The organism is Dokdonella koreensis DS-123 (assembly GCF_001632775.1).
Classification (GTDB): Bacteria; Pseudomonadota; Gammaproteobacteria; order Xanthomonadales; family Rhodanobacteraceae; genus Dokdonella; species Dokdonella koreensis.
Map to the genome: position 1 here is coordinate 4,141,938 of NZ_CP015249.1, position 18,171 is coordinate 4,160,108.

Consider the following 18,171-nt stretch of genomic DNA (forward strand, 5'->3'; position numbering starts at 1 on the left):
CTAACTATCGCACCATGAGCCAGGTCTTCAGAGCCCTTTCCGACCCTACCCGCCGGCGGGTGCTGCAGCTGCTACGCGACGGGCCGATGAGCGCCGGCGAGCTCAGCGACCAGTTCGACGTCTCCAAGCCGACGATGTCGGCGCATTTCGCGGTGCTGAAAGAAGCCGACCTGGTGCATGCCGAGAAGGCCGGCAAGTCCGTCATCTATCACCTCAAGCTCTCGGTGCTCGAAGAAGCCTTGCTGGGCTTCGTCCATTCGTTCGGCCTGGGCACGCAGGCGCCGAAGCTCAAGAAGGAGACTGCACGATGAACAGGGAGCTGCTCTCGGACCTCGCCTGGGGCGGTGGCATTCTCGTTCTGGCGCTCGGCGCGAGTTTCGCGCGCAAGCTCGGCTATATCGATGCCGACACGGTCACGCGGATGGTCATGGGCGCCACGGGACTGATGGTCGCCTGGTTCGGCAACCGGATGCCCAAGCGGATCGTGCCGAGCTCACGGGCTCGTCAGGCTGCGCGCGTAGGAGGCTGGACCATGACGCTGAGTGGCCTCGTCTATGCCGGGCTGTGGCTGTTCGCCCCGATTCAACTCGCGGTAGCGGGCGGATGCAGCGCGGTCATGGCAGGGATAGCCGTGACGCTGGGCTACTGCCTGTCGCTGCGGGCCAAGGCAAAGGCCTCCTAGTTCCGGATGGTCATGCAGCCGGACAACTTCACCGCTGCGAGCGAAACCACGTGGTCATTGATTCGAACCAATGCCACCTCGCAGTGCGGCCTCGCTCAAACGTCAGGTATTTCACGTGCCAGCAGGCACATTCATGGGAGCGTGAACATGACTGCATCCGATGACAAGACTCAGGAAAAGAAGCCTCTTGCCGGCGCCGGGATCGCTGTCGGCATCGCCATCGGCGTGGCACTCGGCGCGGCCTTTGACCAGCTTGCGCTCGGCACGGCGTTGGGCGCCGCGTTCGGTGCGGCGATCGATGCTGTATCGCATGCAAGGCGCAAGAAGGAACGGTAGCTCCGCTCGCCCGGCCTGCTACCCGCGCACGCTCTCGGCCGGCTGGCACACTGTTCCCGGGCTGATCGTCGGCGGTACGATCCTGCGCGGGAAATCCCCGGTGAAGGTCCACGAGCTTGAGAGGAATCGACTAGATGGTAGTGAATCGTCCCATCCTCGTTATCGTCGCCCTCGGCGCCATGCTGATGGCGGGACCGCTCCTTGGACAGAGTGCCCCGGAACCGGTCCCGTCCGCAGAGGTCCCCGGCGTCGCGTTACCCGCTGACCTGGACCGCGTGCTTCGCGACTACGAGCGCGCATGGCGCGCGGGCAACGCGGCAGCCCTCGCCGCGCTGTTTGCCGAGGATGGGTTCGTGCTGCAGAGCAACCGTCCGCCGATCCGCGGACGCTCCGCCATCCGGACCGCCTATGAAGGCAACAGCGGCGGTTCTCTGCGGCTGCGCGCGCTCGCGTTCTCCGCCGGAGAAACGACCGGCTACATCATCGGCGCATACGGCTACGGCGACGGGCCCGGCGACACGGGAAAGTTCACCCTCACCCTGCGCCGCGCGCCCGGCGAGCCGTGGCTGATCTTCTCGGACATGGATAACGCGAACGCGCCACCGCGGCAGCGCAGCGCACCGGGCACACCTTCGCCGGCCGAACTCCCGGCGGCAGGAAACTGATTCCGATCCAGAGTTGCCCTGACCCAGATTTTCTCGACCTAGCTCAGCCACTTGACCACCTTGCCGATGAACAAGCAATACAACTGGCAATACCTCGCCTTTTGTTCGTTGGTTGGTTTTGTGATGGCAGCCATTTGTCTCGTGAACCTAGACCCCAAGGCTGGCATCGCAGCGGAAGACACATTGCTAGAAGCGACTGGCAAGGTGGCTTGGATAGAGGAATACAAATATGGAACCCGCTTCAGGTTAGCGGGGATCAGCGAGCGCTTTGACTACTTATCCAAAGCCAAGGGGATGGGTGCGGTCCGGAATGCACTGAACCAAGCGGGCGATAGGGTTGTTTCCATCCGCTATGAGCGCAAAACCCACGGGCCAGTATATTCAGATGACCGGTACCATAACGTATGGGAACTGACCGTTGGAGATCGTGCGATCCGCACGTACGCTGCGTCCGCAGCCGCCTGGGAGTCTGACAATCGGCTGGTTCCATGGCTGGGGTCTGCAACGGGCTTCTGCGGCTTAGGTCTGGGCTATGCCGCTTGGCGTATGCGCCGGACAGCCCAACAGCGCACCTTAGTCGATGATCCCCGCCTTGCGAGCTCCCACCGAGCAAAGTGACCCCACCCCGTTTCCGCCAAAAGAAATAGTCGGGCCATATAATAAATCAATATAAATTAGCAGTGTGACTGCCGCGAATCGAGAACGCATTCTTCAGGTCGTGTAAGCCGAGACCTACAAGCTACTGGCGGCGCGGCCTGTGCCTGCAAATCACGAGAATAGGTACAAATTGGCTAGAGGGTCGACATGACAAGAGAAAGGATGGACCTAAGCTCGCTGAACAATAATGTCAGAAAATCCCGCTTGATTGTTGTCCTTGCCATTGTATTTACTTTTAGCTTTTATACGATCTGGTTTTGGATCATCCATGGCGGCAATATTTCAAATAGCGCAGATGCTTGGGGGCAGTTTGGAGACTATGTTGGCGGAATCCTTAACCCATTAGTTGCATATTTCGCTTTTTATTGGCTAACGCACTCTATCTTATTGCAAAAAGAAGAGTTGCAAGATACGCGAATGGCGTTGCAGGAATCCTCGAAGTCTCATGCAGCACAAGCCGATGCCGCGCAAGTATCTGTTCGCGTAGCGGCCATCACTGCGCTAATAAACTTAATTGCGGCTGAGATCCAAATTAAGCGACTTCACATCCAGTTTCTGTCGGAACAGGCCTTAAGTGGAACTCGCCCATCTTATCGCTCGCTCGATGGCGACATCTTGGATGGCAATGGTCTAAACAAGACTATTGCTGGCCTCAGTAAAGAAGTCTCCGTGCGCATAGAAGAAAGTTTTGTTTACGAATCCGAGCTGAAGAAACTAATACCCCCTGATAATTTATCTCAATAAAATCATGTTCTTATAATATAACTATGGAAGTAAATGTCTCGCTCGAGTCGAAGGTGACCAGCCTCGTGGCGATGGCAGCTGCATCTAAGGGCGACATGGCAAAGGGTGAGCAGGCTGCCGCCTGATACTCCTGACAAGCTCAAGCATCTCACGAGTATCAGCTGTTCGTTTGGCTACTCGGCGAGCAGCAAGAAGTTGCGGGCCATTGCCCCAGAGGGGAAACTAGCCAGGCCGACAGCGACTGTCCGTATCCGACAACATTGGGTAGTTCGCTGCCCGGCAACGCACTATTTATCCATGCGGCGGCTTTACCGCTCGCTCAATGATTCTAGAGCCCGCACTGCTTCACGGCGCGGCCCAATACTTACTTTGCAATGACCCGCCCTCGCGAACTGAAGCCTTGGGAACGATACGAAGCTCTCGCTAAGGAGCTATTGAACCGCTTTGCCTCTGAGTTCGGGGTGGAACGATTTGAAGGAAAGCAGCGGATATATGGTTCAAGCGGCACTGAGTGGGAAATTGACGCTAAAGGTGTCACCTCTGGTAGCGCGCGGGTTGTGGTTGTGGAATGCCGCAGAACGAACAATCGGCAGTCCCAGGCTAACATTGGCGCTCTCGCATTTGTGTTGAGAGATACTGGGGCGGACGCGGGAATTATTGTTTCGCCTCTTCCACTCCAGGCTGGGGCTAGGAAAGTTGCAGAGTCTACGAATATTTATCATGTGCAGATAGATGCTTACAGCACATCGGAAGATTTCGCCATGAGATTTCTCAATAGACTTTTTATGTTAGTCACAGACTCTGCAACCATGCGAGCCGAAACATTTTGTGTCGTTCATCGCTTATGCAGCTTATGTGGCAGGACCTTCGAGGTTCGAGAGAATGAGAAGCAATGTAGTGTATGCGCGGACGCCCGATCCCCGGATAAATTTCGTAGAGGGATTTGAGAGGCGGAAGACAGCATGTCTTTCCAGTTCCTTTATGAGCGCGCTCTCTCACGAACTTGCTCCAGGGATTCCTCTAGCAACTCAAGAACATCCACCATATGAGTGTCGCCCAGCTCGCTATGTCGATCAGGCGTCGTATAGTGAAGTATTAAGACGGTAACAAGCGATCTTGCTCGCGAAGCGATTTGATCGATTTGCTCGAAACGTTCCACCACGGAAGAGGACGACATGAAGAGCTCCTTATCTTTTGAGCGTACCTTGCACTTACCGACATTGATGAGCGGAACTCAATGCACGATTAAAGGCCTTCGCCGCTTCTCGGCGAACCTTTGATAGGCGCACACATTCCGCAGAACGCTGATTCCACCAAGCACCTCCAAGGCCCTGGTTTGAACACTATAGGTTGTAGCTCTATAGATATCAATAGGGTGTTATCCCTCTTTTCTGGGAGACCACCTCATGGCGGCGAAGAACTCATTGGCGGCTGCACTAAGAATGGTCAGAAAAGCGCGCGGCTTGAGCCAAGAGTCATTCTCTAACGTGTCCAGCCGCACGTACTTAAGCGCCTTAGAGCGCGACCTGAAGAGTCCAACTCTAGGAAAGTTAGGTGAGTTGTGTGAGGTTCTAGATATTCACCCTCTTGTGCTCGTCGCGTTGGCCTACGCCGATGCCAATCCACGCAAGGCAGGTCAGTTGCTGACGCAAGTGCGCCAAGAACTCGATAGCCTAGCCTTAAGTGGGTAAGTAGGAGATTTCTTACACCGAGATTCGGCCTTTAGCCATAGCCACAATTGCCAGTTGCAGCACATAGTATTTGCCACCGGAAGCATGCGCCGCGCTTGTGGTGCTGGCCAGGATGGCTTAGCTGCGCCGGTACATTAGTAGGACTTCAGTCGGAGCCGGCTCTTTGGCTGCTCGACGTCGCTACTAACGGCACTTTCGCTTCTGAAAGCTTCAGCTGTCACGCCGGCATTTGCTAACAAGGATCACCGATGCCGGCCGCTGGGTCGCCGGATGCACCGGCTCGCACAGCGCCTCCAACGCCAGCCCATACCGCACAAACAGCACCACCCAGCTCTCCAACGTCCGGAAGTACCACGGCGGCGCGTCCACGAAATCTCCGTCGATGCCGCTCCAGGAACCCTCACGCCAGCCGTCGCGATAGGGTGCCTCGCCGCAGGCGACGAGCGGATGCAGCGTCTGCACGATGAAACGCCCGCCGGCCACCAGCAAGCCCGGTAGCGCCGCGAATACCTGCTCCACCGACTGCTCGCCCAGCAGCGCGAAGTTGCAGACCACCGTGTCGAACGGCCCGCCGGGCACGCCGGCGGCGAGCTGCTCGTAGGCGACGACGTGGAACGGCCCGTCGCCCTGCTGGCGCGCGGCCTCGACGAGGGCGGGCACGGCGTCCACGCCGGTCACGGCGATACCCTCGGCGGCCAGGGCGCGGGCGAGCCAGCCTTCGCCACAGCCGAGGTCCAGCACGTAGCGCGGTGCAGCCTCTTTCACGGCGGCGACGATCGCGTGGTCGGTGACCAGGCGGCGGCTCTCGATGCGCTGCTCGCGCACGGCGGCTTCCCAGGGGGCGGCGTTGCGCAGCCAGGCGGCCAGGATCGCCGCGTCGTGGGGTGAATCGCTCATCGGGCACTCCGGGGCCGGCACGGCCGGCCTGGCGAGACCGCCGAGTCTACTGCGCACGGCCGGTGGCGCGGGCCGGCTAACCGAATCGCCCCGAGGTGCATCCTAGGGGGCATGGCAGATGACGAAGCGGCCTGGCTGGAGCGGGCCACCCAGGGGGATACGCAGGCATTCCGGCGGCTGATCGACCCCCAGGTCGACCGGCTGTTCCGCGTCTGCGCGCGCATCACCGGCGATCGCGCGCTGGCGGAGGACGCCCTGCAGGAGGCCTTCATCAGCGCCTACCGCCACCTGGGCCGCTTCGACGGGCGCGCAGCGTTCTCGACCTGGCTGCACCGGATCGCGGTGAATGCGGCGCTGGAGCAGATGCGCCGGCGCGGCCGGCACGAGGTGCTGCAGGCCGATAGCGACGAGGACGACGTGCTGGCGGTGATGGAGGCGGCGCCGGGCCCGGAGCGCCATGCCGCCAGCGCGCAGATCGGCCGCGGCATCCAGGCGGTGCTGGCCCGGATGAGCAGCACCGAGCGCACCGCCTTCGTGCTGCGCCACCACGAGGGGCAGTCGCTGGAGGACATCTCCGCGGCGCTGTCGCTCAACGTCAACGCCTGCAAGCAGGCGATCTTTCGGGCCGTGCGCAAGCTGCGTGCGGCGATCGAACCCGCGGGATGAACACCATGACTCCGATCAGCGACGACGACCTGGTTCTCTACTTCTACGACGACGGCCTCGATGCGCCGCAACGGGCCGCGATCGCAGCGGCGCTGGTGGCCTCCGCGCCGTTGCGCGCGCGGCTGGTCGCGCTGGAGGCGACGCTGGCGCTGGCCGATGCGACGCCGGTGCCGGTGGCGGACGTGGATCTTGGCGAGCGGCTCTGGCGCCGGATCGAGCCGCGCCTGCGTCCGGCGTCGGTCCGGCCCACCTGGCTGCGCCGGCTGCGGGCGGCGCTGGCGCTGCCGGCGCCGCCGCGGCTGGGCTGGGCCGCGGCCTGCGCGCTCGCGCTGGCCGTCGGCGTCGGCTTCTTCGCCGGCCGCCAGAGCGCACCCACGCCCGATGAAGCCGCGCAAGCGCGTGCCAACGCCGCGGCCGCGCGCGTGCTGGACGCCTATGTGGCCGCCCACCTGCGCACGACGGAGGGCGTGCTGCTGACGGCCGGCAACAGCGCCGATGCCACCCTGCTGGCCGGCAATCGCGAACGGGCCGCCGCGCTGGTCGCGTCGAACCGGCTCTATGCCCGCGCCGCCGCGCAAGCCGGCGACCTGGTGCTGGCCGATTTCCTGCAGCGGCTGGAGCCGGTGCTGCTGTCGCTGGCTAACCGCGCGTCATCGGCGCCCGTCGAAGTCGATGAAGGCCTGCGTGACTACCTGCGCGACACCGACCTGCTGTTCCAGGTGCGCGCAACCCAGGTCCGGCTCGATCACCAGCGCGTGCAGCGCACCTGAAACCCTGAGGACCCCGGCATGACCCGATTCGGAACCCCCCTGCTCGCCCTGGCGCTGGCCCTTGCTGCCGGTCCGGCGTCGGCCGTCCTGGACGATGGCGCCATGGCGCCGACGGACCAGGCGGCCAACCGCCTCTACTGGCAGGCGCAGTCGGCATTGCGCGATGCGGACTGGACCACCGCGCTGCAGCGCTTCGAGCAGCTCGAACAGCAGCTGCGCGAGCGCGAGCCGCGCAGCGCCGATGCCGCCCTGTACTGGCGTGCGCATACGCTGGTCCAACTGCGCCGCACCACCGAGGCCCGCGCGCTGGTCGAGCGCCTGCACCGGGAGTTTCCGGCCAGCCGCTGGGGCAAGGACGCCGATGCGCTGGTCGCACCCGGCAAGCCCGCCGCGGCGGCGGCGGGTGCAGCGACCGTGAGCGAGCAGGACGACCTAGCGGACGCCGCCGTAGAGGCGCTGCTGACCGCACCGCCCGATCGCGCGATCCCGCTGCTGGGCAAGGTCCTCAAGAGCCAGCGGCCGTTGCGCACCAAGCAGCGCGCGTTGTTCGTGCTGAGCCAACTCGGCGACGCGCGCGCGCTCGACGCGGTGATCGAGGTGACGCGCAGCACGGCCGATCCGGCCCTGCGCGCCGAGGCGATCCGCATCCTCGGCATCGGCGGCGACCCGCGCGGTGCCGAGCGCCTGCGCGAGCTCTATGCCGGCAGCACCGACGCGGCCGAGAAGCGCCAGGTCATCGATGCCTGGCTGATCGCCGACCGCAAGGACCTGATGCTGGCGGCGGCACGCAGCGAGTCCGATCCGGTGGTGCGCGAGCACGCCGCGCAGATGCTCGGCGCGATGGGCGCGACGGCGGAACTGGGCCAGTTGTTCGACGCGACGACCGACCCGGCGGCGCGCAGCGCGATCGTGCGCGCGCTCGGCATCGCCGGTGACGGCACACGCGTGGCGGCGATCGCCGGCGATACGAAGCAACCCGAGGCCGTGCGCGCTGCCGCGCTGGAAGCGGTGGGCCTGTCCGGCCACGGTGCCGAGCTGCTGGCCGGCCTCTACGCCAAGGCCGACACCGCCGCGCTGCGCGACGCCACCCTGCGCGCGATGCTGATCGCCGATGACAGCGCCGGCCTGAAGCGCCTGTACGGCGAGGCCAAGACGCCGGACGAGAAGAAGGCGGTGCTGCGCGTGCTCGGCATGGTCGACAGCGATGCCACGCTGGACCTGATCGAGCGCGCGCTGGGCGACTGAGCGCAAGTCCGCCCACCCGGGATGGCCGCGTCGAAGCGGCGGTCCCGGCGCACACCGGGCGGCCGCGGACGATGCGGCCTTCCCCACCCCTGCCCAGCGGCCGCACCGCTGCGGCCATCCACGACGAGGAGAACCCGATGAACACCCTGCAAGCCAGCCTCTGGCTGCTCGCCGCCGCGTGCGCGAGCGGCAGCATTGCCGCCGAACCCACGCTGAAATCCCAGGTCGCCGCCGCCGACGGCTGGGTCGGCTACCGCGTGGCGGCGGTCGCCGGCGCCGGTCAGTCGTGCTGCTACACGATCGCGCGGGGCGGCGCGCGCACGGCCGGCTGCCGGTTGGACGGCGGCACTGCGCACGGCAGCACGATCGTGACCGCGGCCCCGTCGTCCGCGGACGCGGCACTGGCGGTGTACCTGCACGTCAAGGACGGCGTGGTCGACACGGTGCGCGCGTGGTCGGCCAGTTGTCCGATCGAGGATGCCGCCGCGGTGCGCTGGATCGATCCGGTCGTGCCGGCCGAGAGTGTCGCGCTGCTGGCGCAGGCCACCGACGGCGACGGCAAGGCCGGCGAGCAGGCGCTGGTCGCGATCGCCCAGCACGCCGATGCGAGCGCGACGGCCGCACTCGAGCGCAACGCCGAGCCGGGGCGCCCGCGCGAACGGCGCGAGCAGGCGCTGTTCTGGCTGGGCCAGATGCGCGGCGCGGCCGGCCTGGCCGCGATCCTTCGCCACGCGCGCAGCGATCCCGACGCGGACCTGCGCGAGCATGCGGTGTTCGCGGCCTCGCAATCGAGCGCCGAGGGCGCCTATGCGGCGGTCCGCACGATCGCGCGGGAGGACGCAGCCGACGCGGTGCGCAGCCGCGCCTTGTTCTGGATGGCGCAGATGGATGCACCGGCGGCGGCCGACGACATCCTCGCCGCCCTTTCGCGCGAAGCGTCCGAATCGGTGCGCGAACAGGCCGTGTTCGCGTTGTCGCAGCTCGACGACGGCCGCGGCGAGGAGGCGCTGATCGCGGTGCTGCGGGGCGACCAGCCGCGCGAGGTCAAGCAGCGCGCGCTGTTCTGGCTCGGCCAGTCGGGCTCGCCGCGGGCGCTGGCGTTCTTCGACGACGTGCTGCGCTGATCGCTGCCGCAGGCGGTCAGGGCCGCCCGCGGCAGCGAGCGTGGAAGCGCGTGCCGCTCCAGCGGTACGCGCAGGCGTCGTCCCGCCGGGGGCGCCGCCGGTTTCCCATCCGCGCGGCGATGCTCAATCGGCGCCGGTCGTGCGCAGGCCCTCGCCGCTCCAGCGGGCGCCGGGCAAGGTCCACATCGGCGGCAGCTTGGCGAACGGCGGCCGCCGATGGATCGCCAGCGCCGCGGCCAGCCGGTCGTCCACGCCCAGCTTGTCGTAGACGATGCGCAGATGGCTTTTCACCGTGTCCAGGCGGATGCCGAGCAGCTGCGCGATCGATTCGTTGGACTTGCCCTCGGCGATCCAGCGCGCGACGTCGCGCTGGCGCGTCGTGAGATCCGGGCACAGGTGGATCAGCCGCTCCACCGGCGGCATCGTGCGCGCGGTCCGTTCCAGCGCCTGGCGATAGAGCCGGGCGACATGCCCGCGAAGCTCCTGCATCCGGTCGCGCTCGGTGTCCGAGAACGCCGGCTCCCCGACCACCCGGTGGGCGGACACGGACAGCGCATAGCCTTCGTTGACGATGAGGAAGGCCATCTGCCGGTGCGCCCCGCTCGGCAGGTAGGCCTCCTGCGCGATCGGCAGCGCCATGTACTCGGCGTCGCTGAAGAAGTCGGACTCGCGCAGCACGCGCTCGCCGAAGAACACCGGGTCCCGGGCCCAGAAGGGGTGGCTGCGGGCATGCCGCATGTACGCGGCCGCCAGCCGCGTACGCCGTTCCGGATCGGGGTCCGGCCGCGAGAACTCGGCGCGGAACTCGCCGGAACCGGTATGGAACTCGGTATAGGCGACGATCTCGCTCCGGGCGGCCACGGACACGCAGTCGAACACCTCGCGCGGCAAGACATGCAGGTCCGGCTCGGCCGCGTACAAGGCGATCACCCGGCGCATGAAGCCGGCCTCGGATTCACTGTGATCGGCTTCTGACTTCGTCATCAACTCACCCCAACGTGTGATAGCCCGGATCGCCGTGTAGGCCTACCCTCGCCTCCGTAGCCGATGCCGCATTTGCGCGGGTTTCCACATTCGCACCGGGCAGCCGTTGCGCGGCATCGCCGTGGGCGCTCGCGCGGCCGCGACGTGCCTGCGAAGCGTATCGGCATTCGGTTGCGGCCGGATTCGAAGTCGGTCACGGCTTCGCAACGGTTGCCCGGTGCCGCGTTCAGCCTGGGGCCGCGGTCCGGGCCGAGGGCGTGATTTCCCGTTGACCCGGTCCCGAGGAAGCCGACGATGGCCGCGCCGAACACCCGATCCCTTCGACGTGCCCCGCTGAGCGGGGCCCTGCTGCTGGCGCTGGCGCCGCTGGCCCCGCCGGCGGCGACGGCACCCGTCACCTCGCCGCCGCCCGGCCCGAGGGCGCGCACTGCGACATCGGCGCGGTCGAGCCGGACCTGATCTTCCGCGACGACTTCGACGGCGCGAACGCATGAACCCCAGGACATCCCCCATGAGATCGATCGCGCTCCTGCATGCCGTCGCCGCGCTCGCGGCCCTGGTTTCCACGCCGGCCCTGGCCGACTACGTGATCGCGCCATCGGGCGGCGACATCACCGGCGCGCGCCTGTCGGCGCAGCTGGCCGAGGGCGACGTCACGCTCACCGCCGCGTCGGGCGATGTCGTCGTCAACGATACGGTGAGCTGGAGCGCGCACACGCTCACGCTGTCGGCGCCTTCGGGCAACGTGAACGTGAACGCGGTGATGACCGCCGCAGGCTCGGCCGGCCTGTCACTTGAAACCGACGCGTCGGAAGCCGACGGCGGCGTGGCCATGGCGCTGACCGGCGGCGGCTTCACCGGGCGCGTGGATTTCACGGGAACCGGGCAAAGCTACCGCGTCAACGGCACGCCCTACACGCTGATCCATACCATGGCCGAACTGGAAGCCATTCGTCCCGCCAGCGGCACCATCAACGGCGCCTACGCGCTGGCGGCCGATGTGGACTGGAGCGATGTCATCAGTACCACGCCGCTCGGTATTCTCGGCGGCAGCGATCGGTTCGACGGCCTCGGCCATCGGCTGCTCGATCTCGTCATCCCCGGGAATACCGACGATACGGGACTGTTTTCCAGCGCTGACGGGGGCGCCGTGATCCGCAACCTCGGCGTGCGCGGCGGCAGCGTGTCGGGCGGCGGGTGGGTCGGTACGTTGGTCGGCAACAGCTCCGGCGTCATCGCCCGCGTCTATTCCACGGCCGACGTCTCGGGCACTCTGTTCGTCGGCGGTCTGGTGGGCTTCCACAGTGGCAGCGGCAGCCTGATCGCCGATGCCTGGGCCGGCGGCAACGTGACCGGCACGGGCGCGGTCGGCGGCCTCGTGGGCACCACCTATCCCGGCAGTGCCGTCGACAACGTCTGGGCCAGCGGCAACGTGACGGGCACCTCGTCCAGCATCGGCGGGCTGGTGGGAGCCGCCGACGTCGGCAGTACCCTGCGCAACGCCTATGCCACTGGCAATGTGGCGGGCAGCCTCGAGGTCGGCGGCCTCGTGGGCTACAACCGGGGCCTCGTCGAGCATGTCTTTGCCACCGGCGGTGTTTCGGCCAGCAGCAACAGCTATGTCGGCGGTCTGGTGGGCCACAACCCAGCCGGTGCCGGCGGCAGCGTCAGCGACGGTTGGTTCGCCGGCGACACGCCCGGCGCGCACCCGGACAATGGCGCCGGCACGGCGATTCCCCTGGCGAACCTGATTTCGGCGTTGCCGGGCGGTTTCGACGCCGCCGTGTGGGCCAGCCAGAACGGCAAGACCACGCCGTACCTCAAATCCGTGCCCGGCGCGGTGTACGTGAAGGCGGAAAGCGCCAGCGCCGGCAGCGCGCGGGTCTACACGCCGGTGACCACGCTGGAGCAGTTGCAGGCGGTCGGCAGCGATCTGGCCGGTCACTTCGCGCTGTTCGACGACATCGACGCCACGGCCACCCGCGACTGGAACGGCGGCGCGGGCTTCGTGCCGATCGGCAATTGTGCCGGCGGCTTCACCGGCCGGTTCGACGGCCTGGGGCACGTGGTCGGCAACCTCGCCATCGACCGGGGCGACACGCTCTGCGTGGGCCTGTTCGGCGCCATCGACGCCGGCAGCGTGGTGCGCAACATCGGCGTCGATGGCGGTTCGGTTACGGGGATTTCCATGGTCGGCGGACTGGTGGGCTACAGCGCGGCGGGGACCATCGACCATGCCTTCGCCACGGCCGAGGTGGCCGCGGACACCCAGTACGGCGGCGGCCTGGTGGGTTTCACCACTGGCGAGGTGAGCCACGCCTACGCCACCGGCCGCGTGACGGTCGCGGGCGACGGTGCCGGAGGACTGACCGGCGGCAACCGCGGCGCCATCAGCCGCACGTGGGCCAGCGGCCAGGTGACCGGCAATGGCACCTACGTCGGCGGACTGGTCGGCCTGGCCATGGACGGCACCGTCAGCGACGCGTACTGGGACCGCTTCAGCACCGGCCAGGCCAGCGCGGTCGGCTTCGTCAACGCCAACGCCACCGTCACCAACCTCAATCCCGTCACCAGCGACCCGGCGCAAAGCGGTGCGGCCGACTACGCGTTCCGGCAAGGCGCCTACGACACGGCGTCGGGCCAGGCGCTCGGTACGTTCGGCAACACGCCGGGCAGCGCCACCTGGACGATGGTGGACGGCGCTACGCGCCCGTTCCTGCAGATGGAACATGCGACGCGCATCGGCACCGCACATCAGTTGCAGTTGATGTACATGGCACCGGACGCGCACTACACGCTGGCGCGCCACGTCGACGCCGGCGAAACCGGCCGCAGCGACGGCACGCCGGCCGGCGGCAATGGCATGTGGCCGGGCACCGGCTTCGTGCCGGTGGGCAGTGACGCCACACCATTCAGCGGCAGCTTCGACGGCCGCTACCACGTGATCGGCGACCTGCGCATCGCCGCGCGCAGCGCGGCCGACTTCGGCGTGGCCGGCCTGATCGGCGAACTGAACGGCGGCACGATCCGCCGCATCGGCCTGTTGCGTCCGCGCATCGAGCTGACCGGCAGCGGCAGCTACGCGATGGCCGGCGCCCTGGTGGGCTATATCAAGGACGCAGGCGACGTGGAAGAGAGCTTCGCGCTCGATGCCGACGTCAGCGCCGTCAACAGCAACCCTTTTGCCAATGTCGGAGGGTTGGTCGGCTACAACCAGGGCACGATCCGCAATGCCTATGCCACCGGCATCGTGCGGGCAACCGCCGCGGACCTGGCGGCGGCAGGCGGCCTGCTCGGCGTGCACCAGGGCGCGAGCCTGGATCGCGTCTATTCCACCGCCACAGCGTCTGCATCGAGCACCACGCATGCGCCCCATGTCGGCGGCCTGGTCGGCAGGAGCCTCGGCGGCGACACCACCAACAGCTTCTGGGACACGGACGCCAGCGGGCAAGGTGCCAGCGCGGGCGGCACCGGTCTTTCCACGCTGCGCTGGCTCTCGCAAGGCCCGATCGCCACCGGCCTGTGGGACACGGCCGCGACCTGGGTGGCCGGCTATCCATATCCGGTGCTCAACGGCTTTCCCCACGTGCGCGTGGTCGCGCAGGGCGCGCACGTGATGCAGGGCGTGCCGGCGGTGAGCGTGGATGCGTACGCCATCGTCGACCAGGATGGGCTCGATGCGAGCGCAGGGGTCGATGGCGCGCCGTCATGGTTCGCCGATCCGGCACTGGCAGCCGGCGCGACCGCCAACGTCGGCGGCACGGGCGTGACGGTGCGCGATTCGGTCCATCAGCGGACCTACATCGGCTCGGGCGTGGTGACGTCGACGGCCTACACGGTCGGCGGCACGGTGGCGGGACTGGCGAGCGGCCAGACCGTGCAGATCCAGATCAACGGCGGCGATACGCAGGTCGTCTCGGCGGATGCGCCGGCATTCACGTTTGCACCGCTGGCCAACGGCACGGCGTGGACGGTGACGGTGTCGCAGCAGCCGGCCTCGCCGCTGCAGCGCTGCGCGGTGACATCACACGCGAGCGGCGTCCTGGCGGGTGCGGACGTGGACGACGTCGGGGTGACGTGTACGACGGCTGTGCTGACGCTCACGCTGACGCAGGCCGCCCCTGACTACGTGACCTACGGCCGGATCGTCGACTACATCGTCACGCTGTCCAACAGCGGCAACGGCCCGGCGGTGAACGCCGCCGTGAGCGCCCGCTTCGGCGGCGGCGCGGACGTGGGCGCGGCGACGTGGCAGTGCATCGCCGGCAGCGTCGATGCGAGCTGCACACCCTTGGGCAACGGCGCGATCGACGACCACGTGACGGTCCCCCCCGGCGTGTCGATGACCTGGTTGATTCACGTCCCGGTCGCTACGCACACCCCCGCCGGAACGCTCGACTTCCGCTTCGAGGTCGAAGGGCTCGATCCGGTCGTCGACGTGGCGACGGTCGTGCTGTTCCGCGACGACTTCGAGGGGACGCCATGATCCGCTCCTTCGCGAACCGCCCGTCCCGCCATCCCCTCAATGCATCGATCCGGGAGCATGCCATGCACCTCGCCATCCGCGCCGCATTGATCGGCTGCACGCTCTGGATGCCTGTCGCCGCCGCCGGCGAGCCGACGCTCGTGGCGACGATCGACGACGCGCACGCCTATGCGCGGTACGGGCAGACGATCACCTACGTCATCACCTTGACCAACGAGGACCCGGCGACCGCGGCGACGGTTCCGGTTGCCGTGACGCTGTCGCCGGCCTTCGACGGCGATGCGGCGACGTGGCAGTGCTTCCCCGGCGTCGACGGCGTGGTCTGTGCGTCTGCGGGATCGGGCCTTCTGGCCGATACCGCCGTGCTGCCGCCCGGTGCGCGGGCAACCTGGCTGTTCAGCGTGCCGATGCAGGCCACGCCCAGCGAAACGACGGCCACGCTGACGTTCGCTGCCGGCGACATCGCGCCGCTGACGGATACCAACACCTTGGTGATCTTCAAGGACCGCTTCGACGTGCCCTATGCCGACGGCACCGAGGCCCTGCCGCTGCAGGACGGCGTGCGCGATGTCTTCGCGCTCGCGCCGGCGCAGGGCACGGCGATCGAGACCGTGCGCCAGTGGCGCCTACCGGACGACAGCCGCGTTCGGGCCGATCGCCTGCGGCTCGATACGCAGGACCTCGTCCGCCTTCGCCTCGCGCCGCGCGCGGGCGCGGCACGGAGCAGCGCCTGGGCGGCCGTGCATCCGGGCGCGGCGCTCGCGCTGGTCGGCGGCGATGGCGTGGTGCTGCTCGAAGGCGCCGAGCATGCGCTCCTCGTCGACCGAGGTGCCGAAGCGCAGCGGTGAGGTGCATCCATAGAAGGGGCGTTCCGGCAGGGACCGGCCCGTGCAAAAAAAGCCGGGCCTGCGTGCGCTGGCTGACCCCGCGTACGGCCCCTGCCGCACGCGGGGTCACGCTCAGGAGCGCGTACCGATCAAGCGGAACGAAAAGTCCTTGCCCTGCTGGATCGCACCGAGGCAGTGCGTCAGCGTGTTCCAGGTCGGGCACGGCGCGACCTGGGCGAGCACGCCGCCGCCCGGATTGCGCCAGACCGCCTGGCGGCCGCTGATCGGCAGGTTCGGCTGCCAGAACGAGTAGTCGTTGACGAACGAAACACCGAGCCAGTAGCTGCCCGGCGCCAGCGTGCACGGCGTCGGCAGCGGCGCGGACACCAGGGCGCGCGGACCGTCCGGCGGATAGGTGAACGGCGTCGCCGCGGCGGCGCACGCCGGCGTCTCGCCGGGCAGGCCGCCGGCATCCGGATAGATCGCCAGGTCCACCTGCTGGCTGGCCGCGCCGCCCATCAGCTGGATCTCGGTGATCGTCCAGCCGGCGCCGTCGACGCTGAAGTCGTCGGCACCCTCGGACGACCAGGTCGGGCCGGGGCCGACGCCGGCGTCCCAGCGCACCGCATAGGCGCCGCCACCCTCGCCGATGTAGTGGATCTGGTCGTAGAGCACCGGCGAGACCACCGCCGGGCTGGCCACGAACACGGTCGTCGCCGTATTGCCGTTGCCGCCGTTCTGCGTCTGCACCGCGCGTTCCGGCACCGTGATCGTATGGTTGCCGGCCTGGGTCGCGCGGATCGCGAACTCGATCGTGCAGGTCAGCTCGCTGCGGACGCGCACGCCGGCGCGGACTTCGACCTGGGAGGCGCCGGCGTCGGCCCGCACGAACGCGTCGGGGCAGTCGCTGTGCACGGCCGGCACGTCGGCGACGGCGACCGAGGCCGGCAGCGTGATCGTCCACGGCGCGGTCAGCACGATCTCGCCGCTGCCGAAATTGCTCAGGCGCAGCAGCAGCGGCGTCGGCTCGCCGGCCGGGACCGGAGCGGGCTCGGCGATGTCGACGGCGAGGCGGAAATCGTAGGCGTCCGCGCCGTTGAAGCCTTCCGCGAACAGCACGTCGGGGCCGCGGTTGGCTTCGGCAATCGACAGATGGTGCACGTTGACGAGGCCGGCGTCGCCGGCCAGCGTGCCGCGCGCGGTCTGCCGGTCCACCGTGAACGCATAGCTGTGGTAGTAGGTCGACTTGGGCTGGACCTCGGCGTCCCACCGGGTGCCGACCAGCCAGAGCGTGCCGTCGGCCGAGAAACCCATGTCGGCGCCGGGCAGCAGGCCGCCGGGCGGGATGCTCGGCGCGAGGTCGAGCGTGCCGATGACGTCGTAGGCGCCACTGCGCTTGTCGATCTCGAGCAGCTGCCTGCTGAGCTCGTCGTAGCCGACCATGCGGCCGTGCGGATCGATCGCCATCGGCCGGACGATGAGGCCGGTCAGCGGCTCGCCGACCGGACGGGCAGTGCCGGCGACAGGGTCGATCGTGTAGATGCGGCTGGCGTACGGCGGCGCCCAGGGGTCGATCGCCATCGCGAACAGCGTGCGCGTGGTCGCATCCCAGTGCAGCGCGGACCAGCACGGGGTCGCCATGGTCTGGTAGCACCACAGCCACGGCTGGTCGGCCGGCTGCAACCGGTCGGTGAGCGGCGTCAGCGCGCCGGTGCCGGTGTCGAGCGAGGCGAAGCGGCCGCCCGGCCCGAGCAGGAACTGCAGGCCGAAGCTGTCGTCGATGAACGTGCCCATGCCGTAGTTGAGGAAGCGCTCGGCGGCCAGCGCGATCGGCAGCGATTCGATCACGCTGAAGCCGGTCGGCCAGGCCGACAGCGCACGCAGGTCGAACGCGGCGTAGGCATCGTCGAGGGCGGCGCTGCGGTCCTGGTCGATGCCGGCATAGGCCCGCAGCGCGGGTGGTGCGCCGAGCGCGGGCTCGGCGGCGGTACAGACGGCCGATGAGCCGGCGGACAGTCCCGCCAGCAGCATGATGATGGCCTTGTTCATTGCACTCCCCAGTGTCGTTTTCTTGGATGAAGGTCTGATGCCGGATGCTCGGCTGTGGGCGCGCCTCGGCGCGTCACGGCCTGCCATGGCCTCGCGGCAGCCTGGGCCGGGGCCGTGTGACAGTCATTCGGTGGTGGCGACAAACCAGTGACGGAGCAATGACACGCCGACGCCACGGCGGCGGGCCGCCATCGGCCACGCGGACGCGAGCGCGTCCGGGCCCTGTCCGTCATCGAGAATGCCGGGCGCGGCGCGCCGATCCGGCGTGCGCCCCGCCACCGATCAGCGGTCCGCCGGGGCCGGCAGGCGCCGGCCGGCGGGACCGATGGCCGGGCGACCACCGGCGCG

17 protein-coding genes are annotated in these 18,171 nt (G+C 67.7%); 14 read left to right on the forward strand and 3 right to left on the reverse strand.

Annotation, left to right across the window (positions count from 1 at the left end; translation table 11 throughout):
- The first annotated feature begins 14 nt into the window (after nt 1-14).
- The 8 genes from I596_RS16850 (at nt 15) to I596_RS18260 (ending at nt 4,775) form a co-directional block, all read left to right on the forward strand.
- On the forward strand, nt 15-311 hold the full coding sequence (locus I596_RS16850; RefSeq protein WP_067650630.1) for an autorepressor SdpR family transcription factor: 297 nt from the start codon (nt 15-17) through the stop codon (nt 309-311).
- Complete coding sequence (locus tag I596_RS16855; RefSeq protein WP_067650633.1) at nt 308-682, forward strand: ammonium transporter; 375 nt, start codon at nt 308-310, stop codon at nt 680-682. The genes I596_RS16850 and I596_RS16855 overlap by 4 nt, the downstream gene beginning before the upstream one ends.
- Nucleotides 683-694: 12 nt before the next feature.
- On the forward strand, nt 695-1,018 hold the full coding sequence (locus tag I596_RS19090) for a glycine zipper domain-containing protein (RefSeq protein WP_223303861.1): 324 nt from the start codon (nt 695-697) through the stop codon (nt 1,016-1,018).
- A 185-nt stretch (nt 1,019-1,203) separates the two neighbouring features.
- Nucleotides 1,204-1,683, forward strand: a complete 480-nt coding sequence (locus I596_RS16865; RefSeq protein WP_425478815.1) for a YybH family protein — start codon at nt 1,204-1,206, stop codon at nt 1,681-1,683.
- A gap of 66 nt (nt 1,684-1,749) precedes the next feature.
- Entirely contained in the window at nt 1,750-2,301 is a 552-nt protein-coding gene (locus I596_RS18595) for a hypothetical protein (RefSeq protein WP_150132231.1), read from the forward strand.
- 201 nt (nt 2,302-2,502) lie between these two features.
- Complete coding sequence (locus I596_RS18600; RefSeq protein WP_150132232.1) at nt 2,503-3,084, forward strand: hypothetical protein; 582 nt, start codon at nt 2,503-2,505, stop codon at nt 3,082-3,084.
- A gap of 374 nt (nt 3,085-3,458) precedes the next feature.
- A complete protein-coding gene (locus I596_RS19330; RefSeq protein WP_425478783.1) occupies nt 3,459-4,031 on the forward strand; it encodes a restriction endonuclease in 573 nt (190 codons plus the stop codon).
- Between the two features lie 495 nt (nt 4,032-4,526).
- Nucleotides 4,527-4,775, forward strand: a complete 249-nt coding sequence (locus tag I596_RS18260; protein WP_484481960.1) for a helix-turn-helix domain-containing protein — start codon at nt 4,527-4,529, stop codon at nt 4,773-4,775.
- Nucleotides 4,776-4,985: 210 nt separating this feature from the next.
- Here the strand turns inward: I596_RS18260 and I596_RS16870 are convergent, their stop codons facing one another.
- The gene (locus I596_RS16870; protein ID WP_067650639.1) at nt 4,986-5,672 is read right to left on the reverse strand and encodes a class I SAM-dependent methyltransferase; all 687 of its coding nucleotides are present in this window, start codon (nt 5,670-5,672) and stop codon (nt 4,986-4,988) included.
- A 111-nt stretch (nt 5,673-5,783) separates the two neighbouring features.
- Between I596_RS16870 and I596_RS16875 the strand changes: the two genes are divergently transcribed.
- The 4 genes from I596_RS16875 to I596_RS16890 all read left to right on the forward strand — a co-directional run bounded on the left by I596_RS16875 (nt 5,784) and on the right by I596_RS16890 (nt 9,477).
- Nucleotides 5,784-6,338 (forward strand): RNA polymerase sigma factor, encoded by a 555-nt coding sequence (locus I596_RS16875; protein WP_067650644.1) that lies wholly within the window; start codon nt 5,784-5,786, stop codon nt 6,336-6,338.
- Between the two features lie 5 nt (nt 6,339-6,343).
- On the forward strand, nt 6,344-7,108 hold the full coding sequence (locus I596_RS16880; RefSeq protein ID WP_150132233.1) for a hypothetical protein: 765 nt from the start codon (nt 6,344-6,346) through the stop codon (nt 7,106-7,108).
- 18 nt (nt 7,109-7,126) lie between these two features.
- Nucleotides 7,127-8,353, forward strand: coding sequence for a HEAT repeat domain-containing protein (locus I596_RS16885; RefSeq protein ID WP_067650649.1), 1,227 nt, complete (start codon nt 7,127-7,129; stop codon nt 8,351-8,353).
- A 137-nt stretch (nt 8,354-8,490) separates the two neighbouring features.
- On the forward strand, nt 8,491-9,477 hold the full coding sequence (locus I596_RS16890; protein ID WP_067650650.1) for a HEAT repeat domain-containing protein: 987 nt from the start codon (nt 8,491-8,493) through the stop codon (nt 9,475-9,477).
- A gap of 123 nt (nt 9,478-9,600) precedes the next feature.
- Here I596_RS16890 and I596_RS16895 read toward each other — a convergent pair whose 3' ends face one another.
- Complete coding sequence (locus tag I596_RS16895; protein ID WP_067650652.1) at nt 9,601-10,461, reverse strand: helix-turn-helix transcriptional regulator; 861 nt, start codon at nt 10,459-10,461, stop codon at nt 9,601-9,603.
- Nucleotides 10,462-10,972: 511 nt separating this feature from the next.
- On the opposite strand from I596_RS16895, the gene I596_RS16900 reads away from it, so the two are divergent.
- Complete coding sequence (locus tag I596_RS16900; RefSeq protein WP_067650654.1) at nt 10,973-14,947, forward strand: beta strand repeat-containing protein; 3,975 nt, start codon at nt 10,973-10,975, stop codon at nt 14,945-14,947.
- A 62-nt stretch (nt 14,948-15,009) separates the two neighbouring features.
- Nucleotides 15,010-15,795: a DUF11 domain-containing protein gene (locus I596_RS16905; RefSeq protein WP_190278937.1), complete on the forward strand. Its 786-nt coding sequence runs from the start codon at nt 15,010-15,012 to the stop codon at nt 15,793-15,795.
- 111 nt (nt 15,796-15,906) lie between these two features.
- Here I596_RS16905 and I596_RS16910 read toward each other — a convergent pair whose 3' ends face one another.
- The gene (locus I596_RS16910; protein WP_067650661.1) at nt 15,907-17,823 is read right to left on the reverse strand and encodes a DUF7933 domain-containing protein; all 1,917 of its coding nucleotides are present in this window, start codon (nt 17,821-17,823) and stop codon (nt 15,907-15,909) included.
- Nucleotides 17,824-18,171 lie beyond the last annotated feature (348 nt).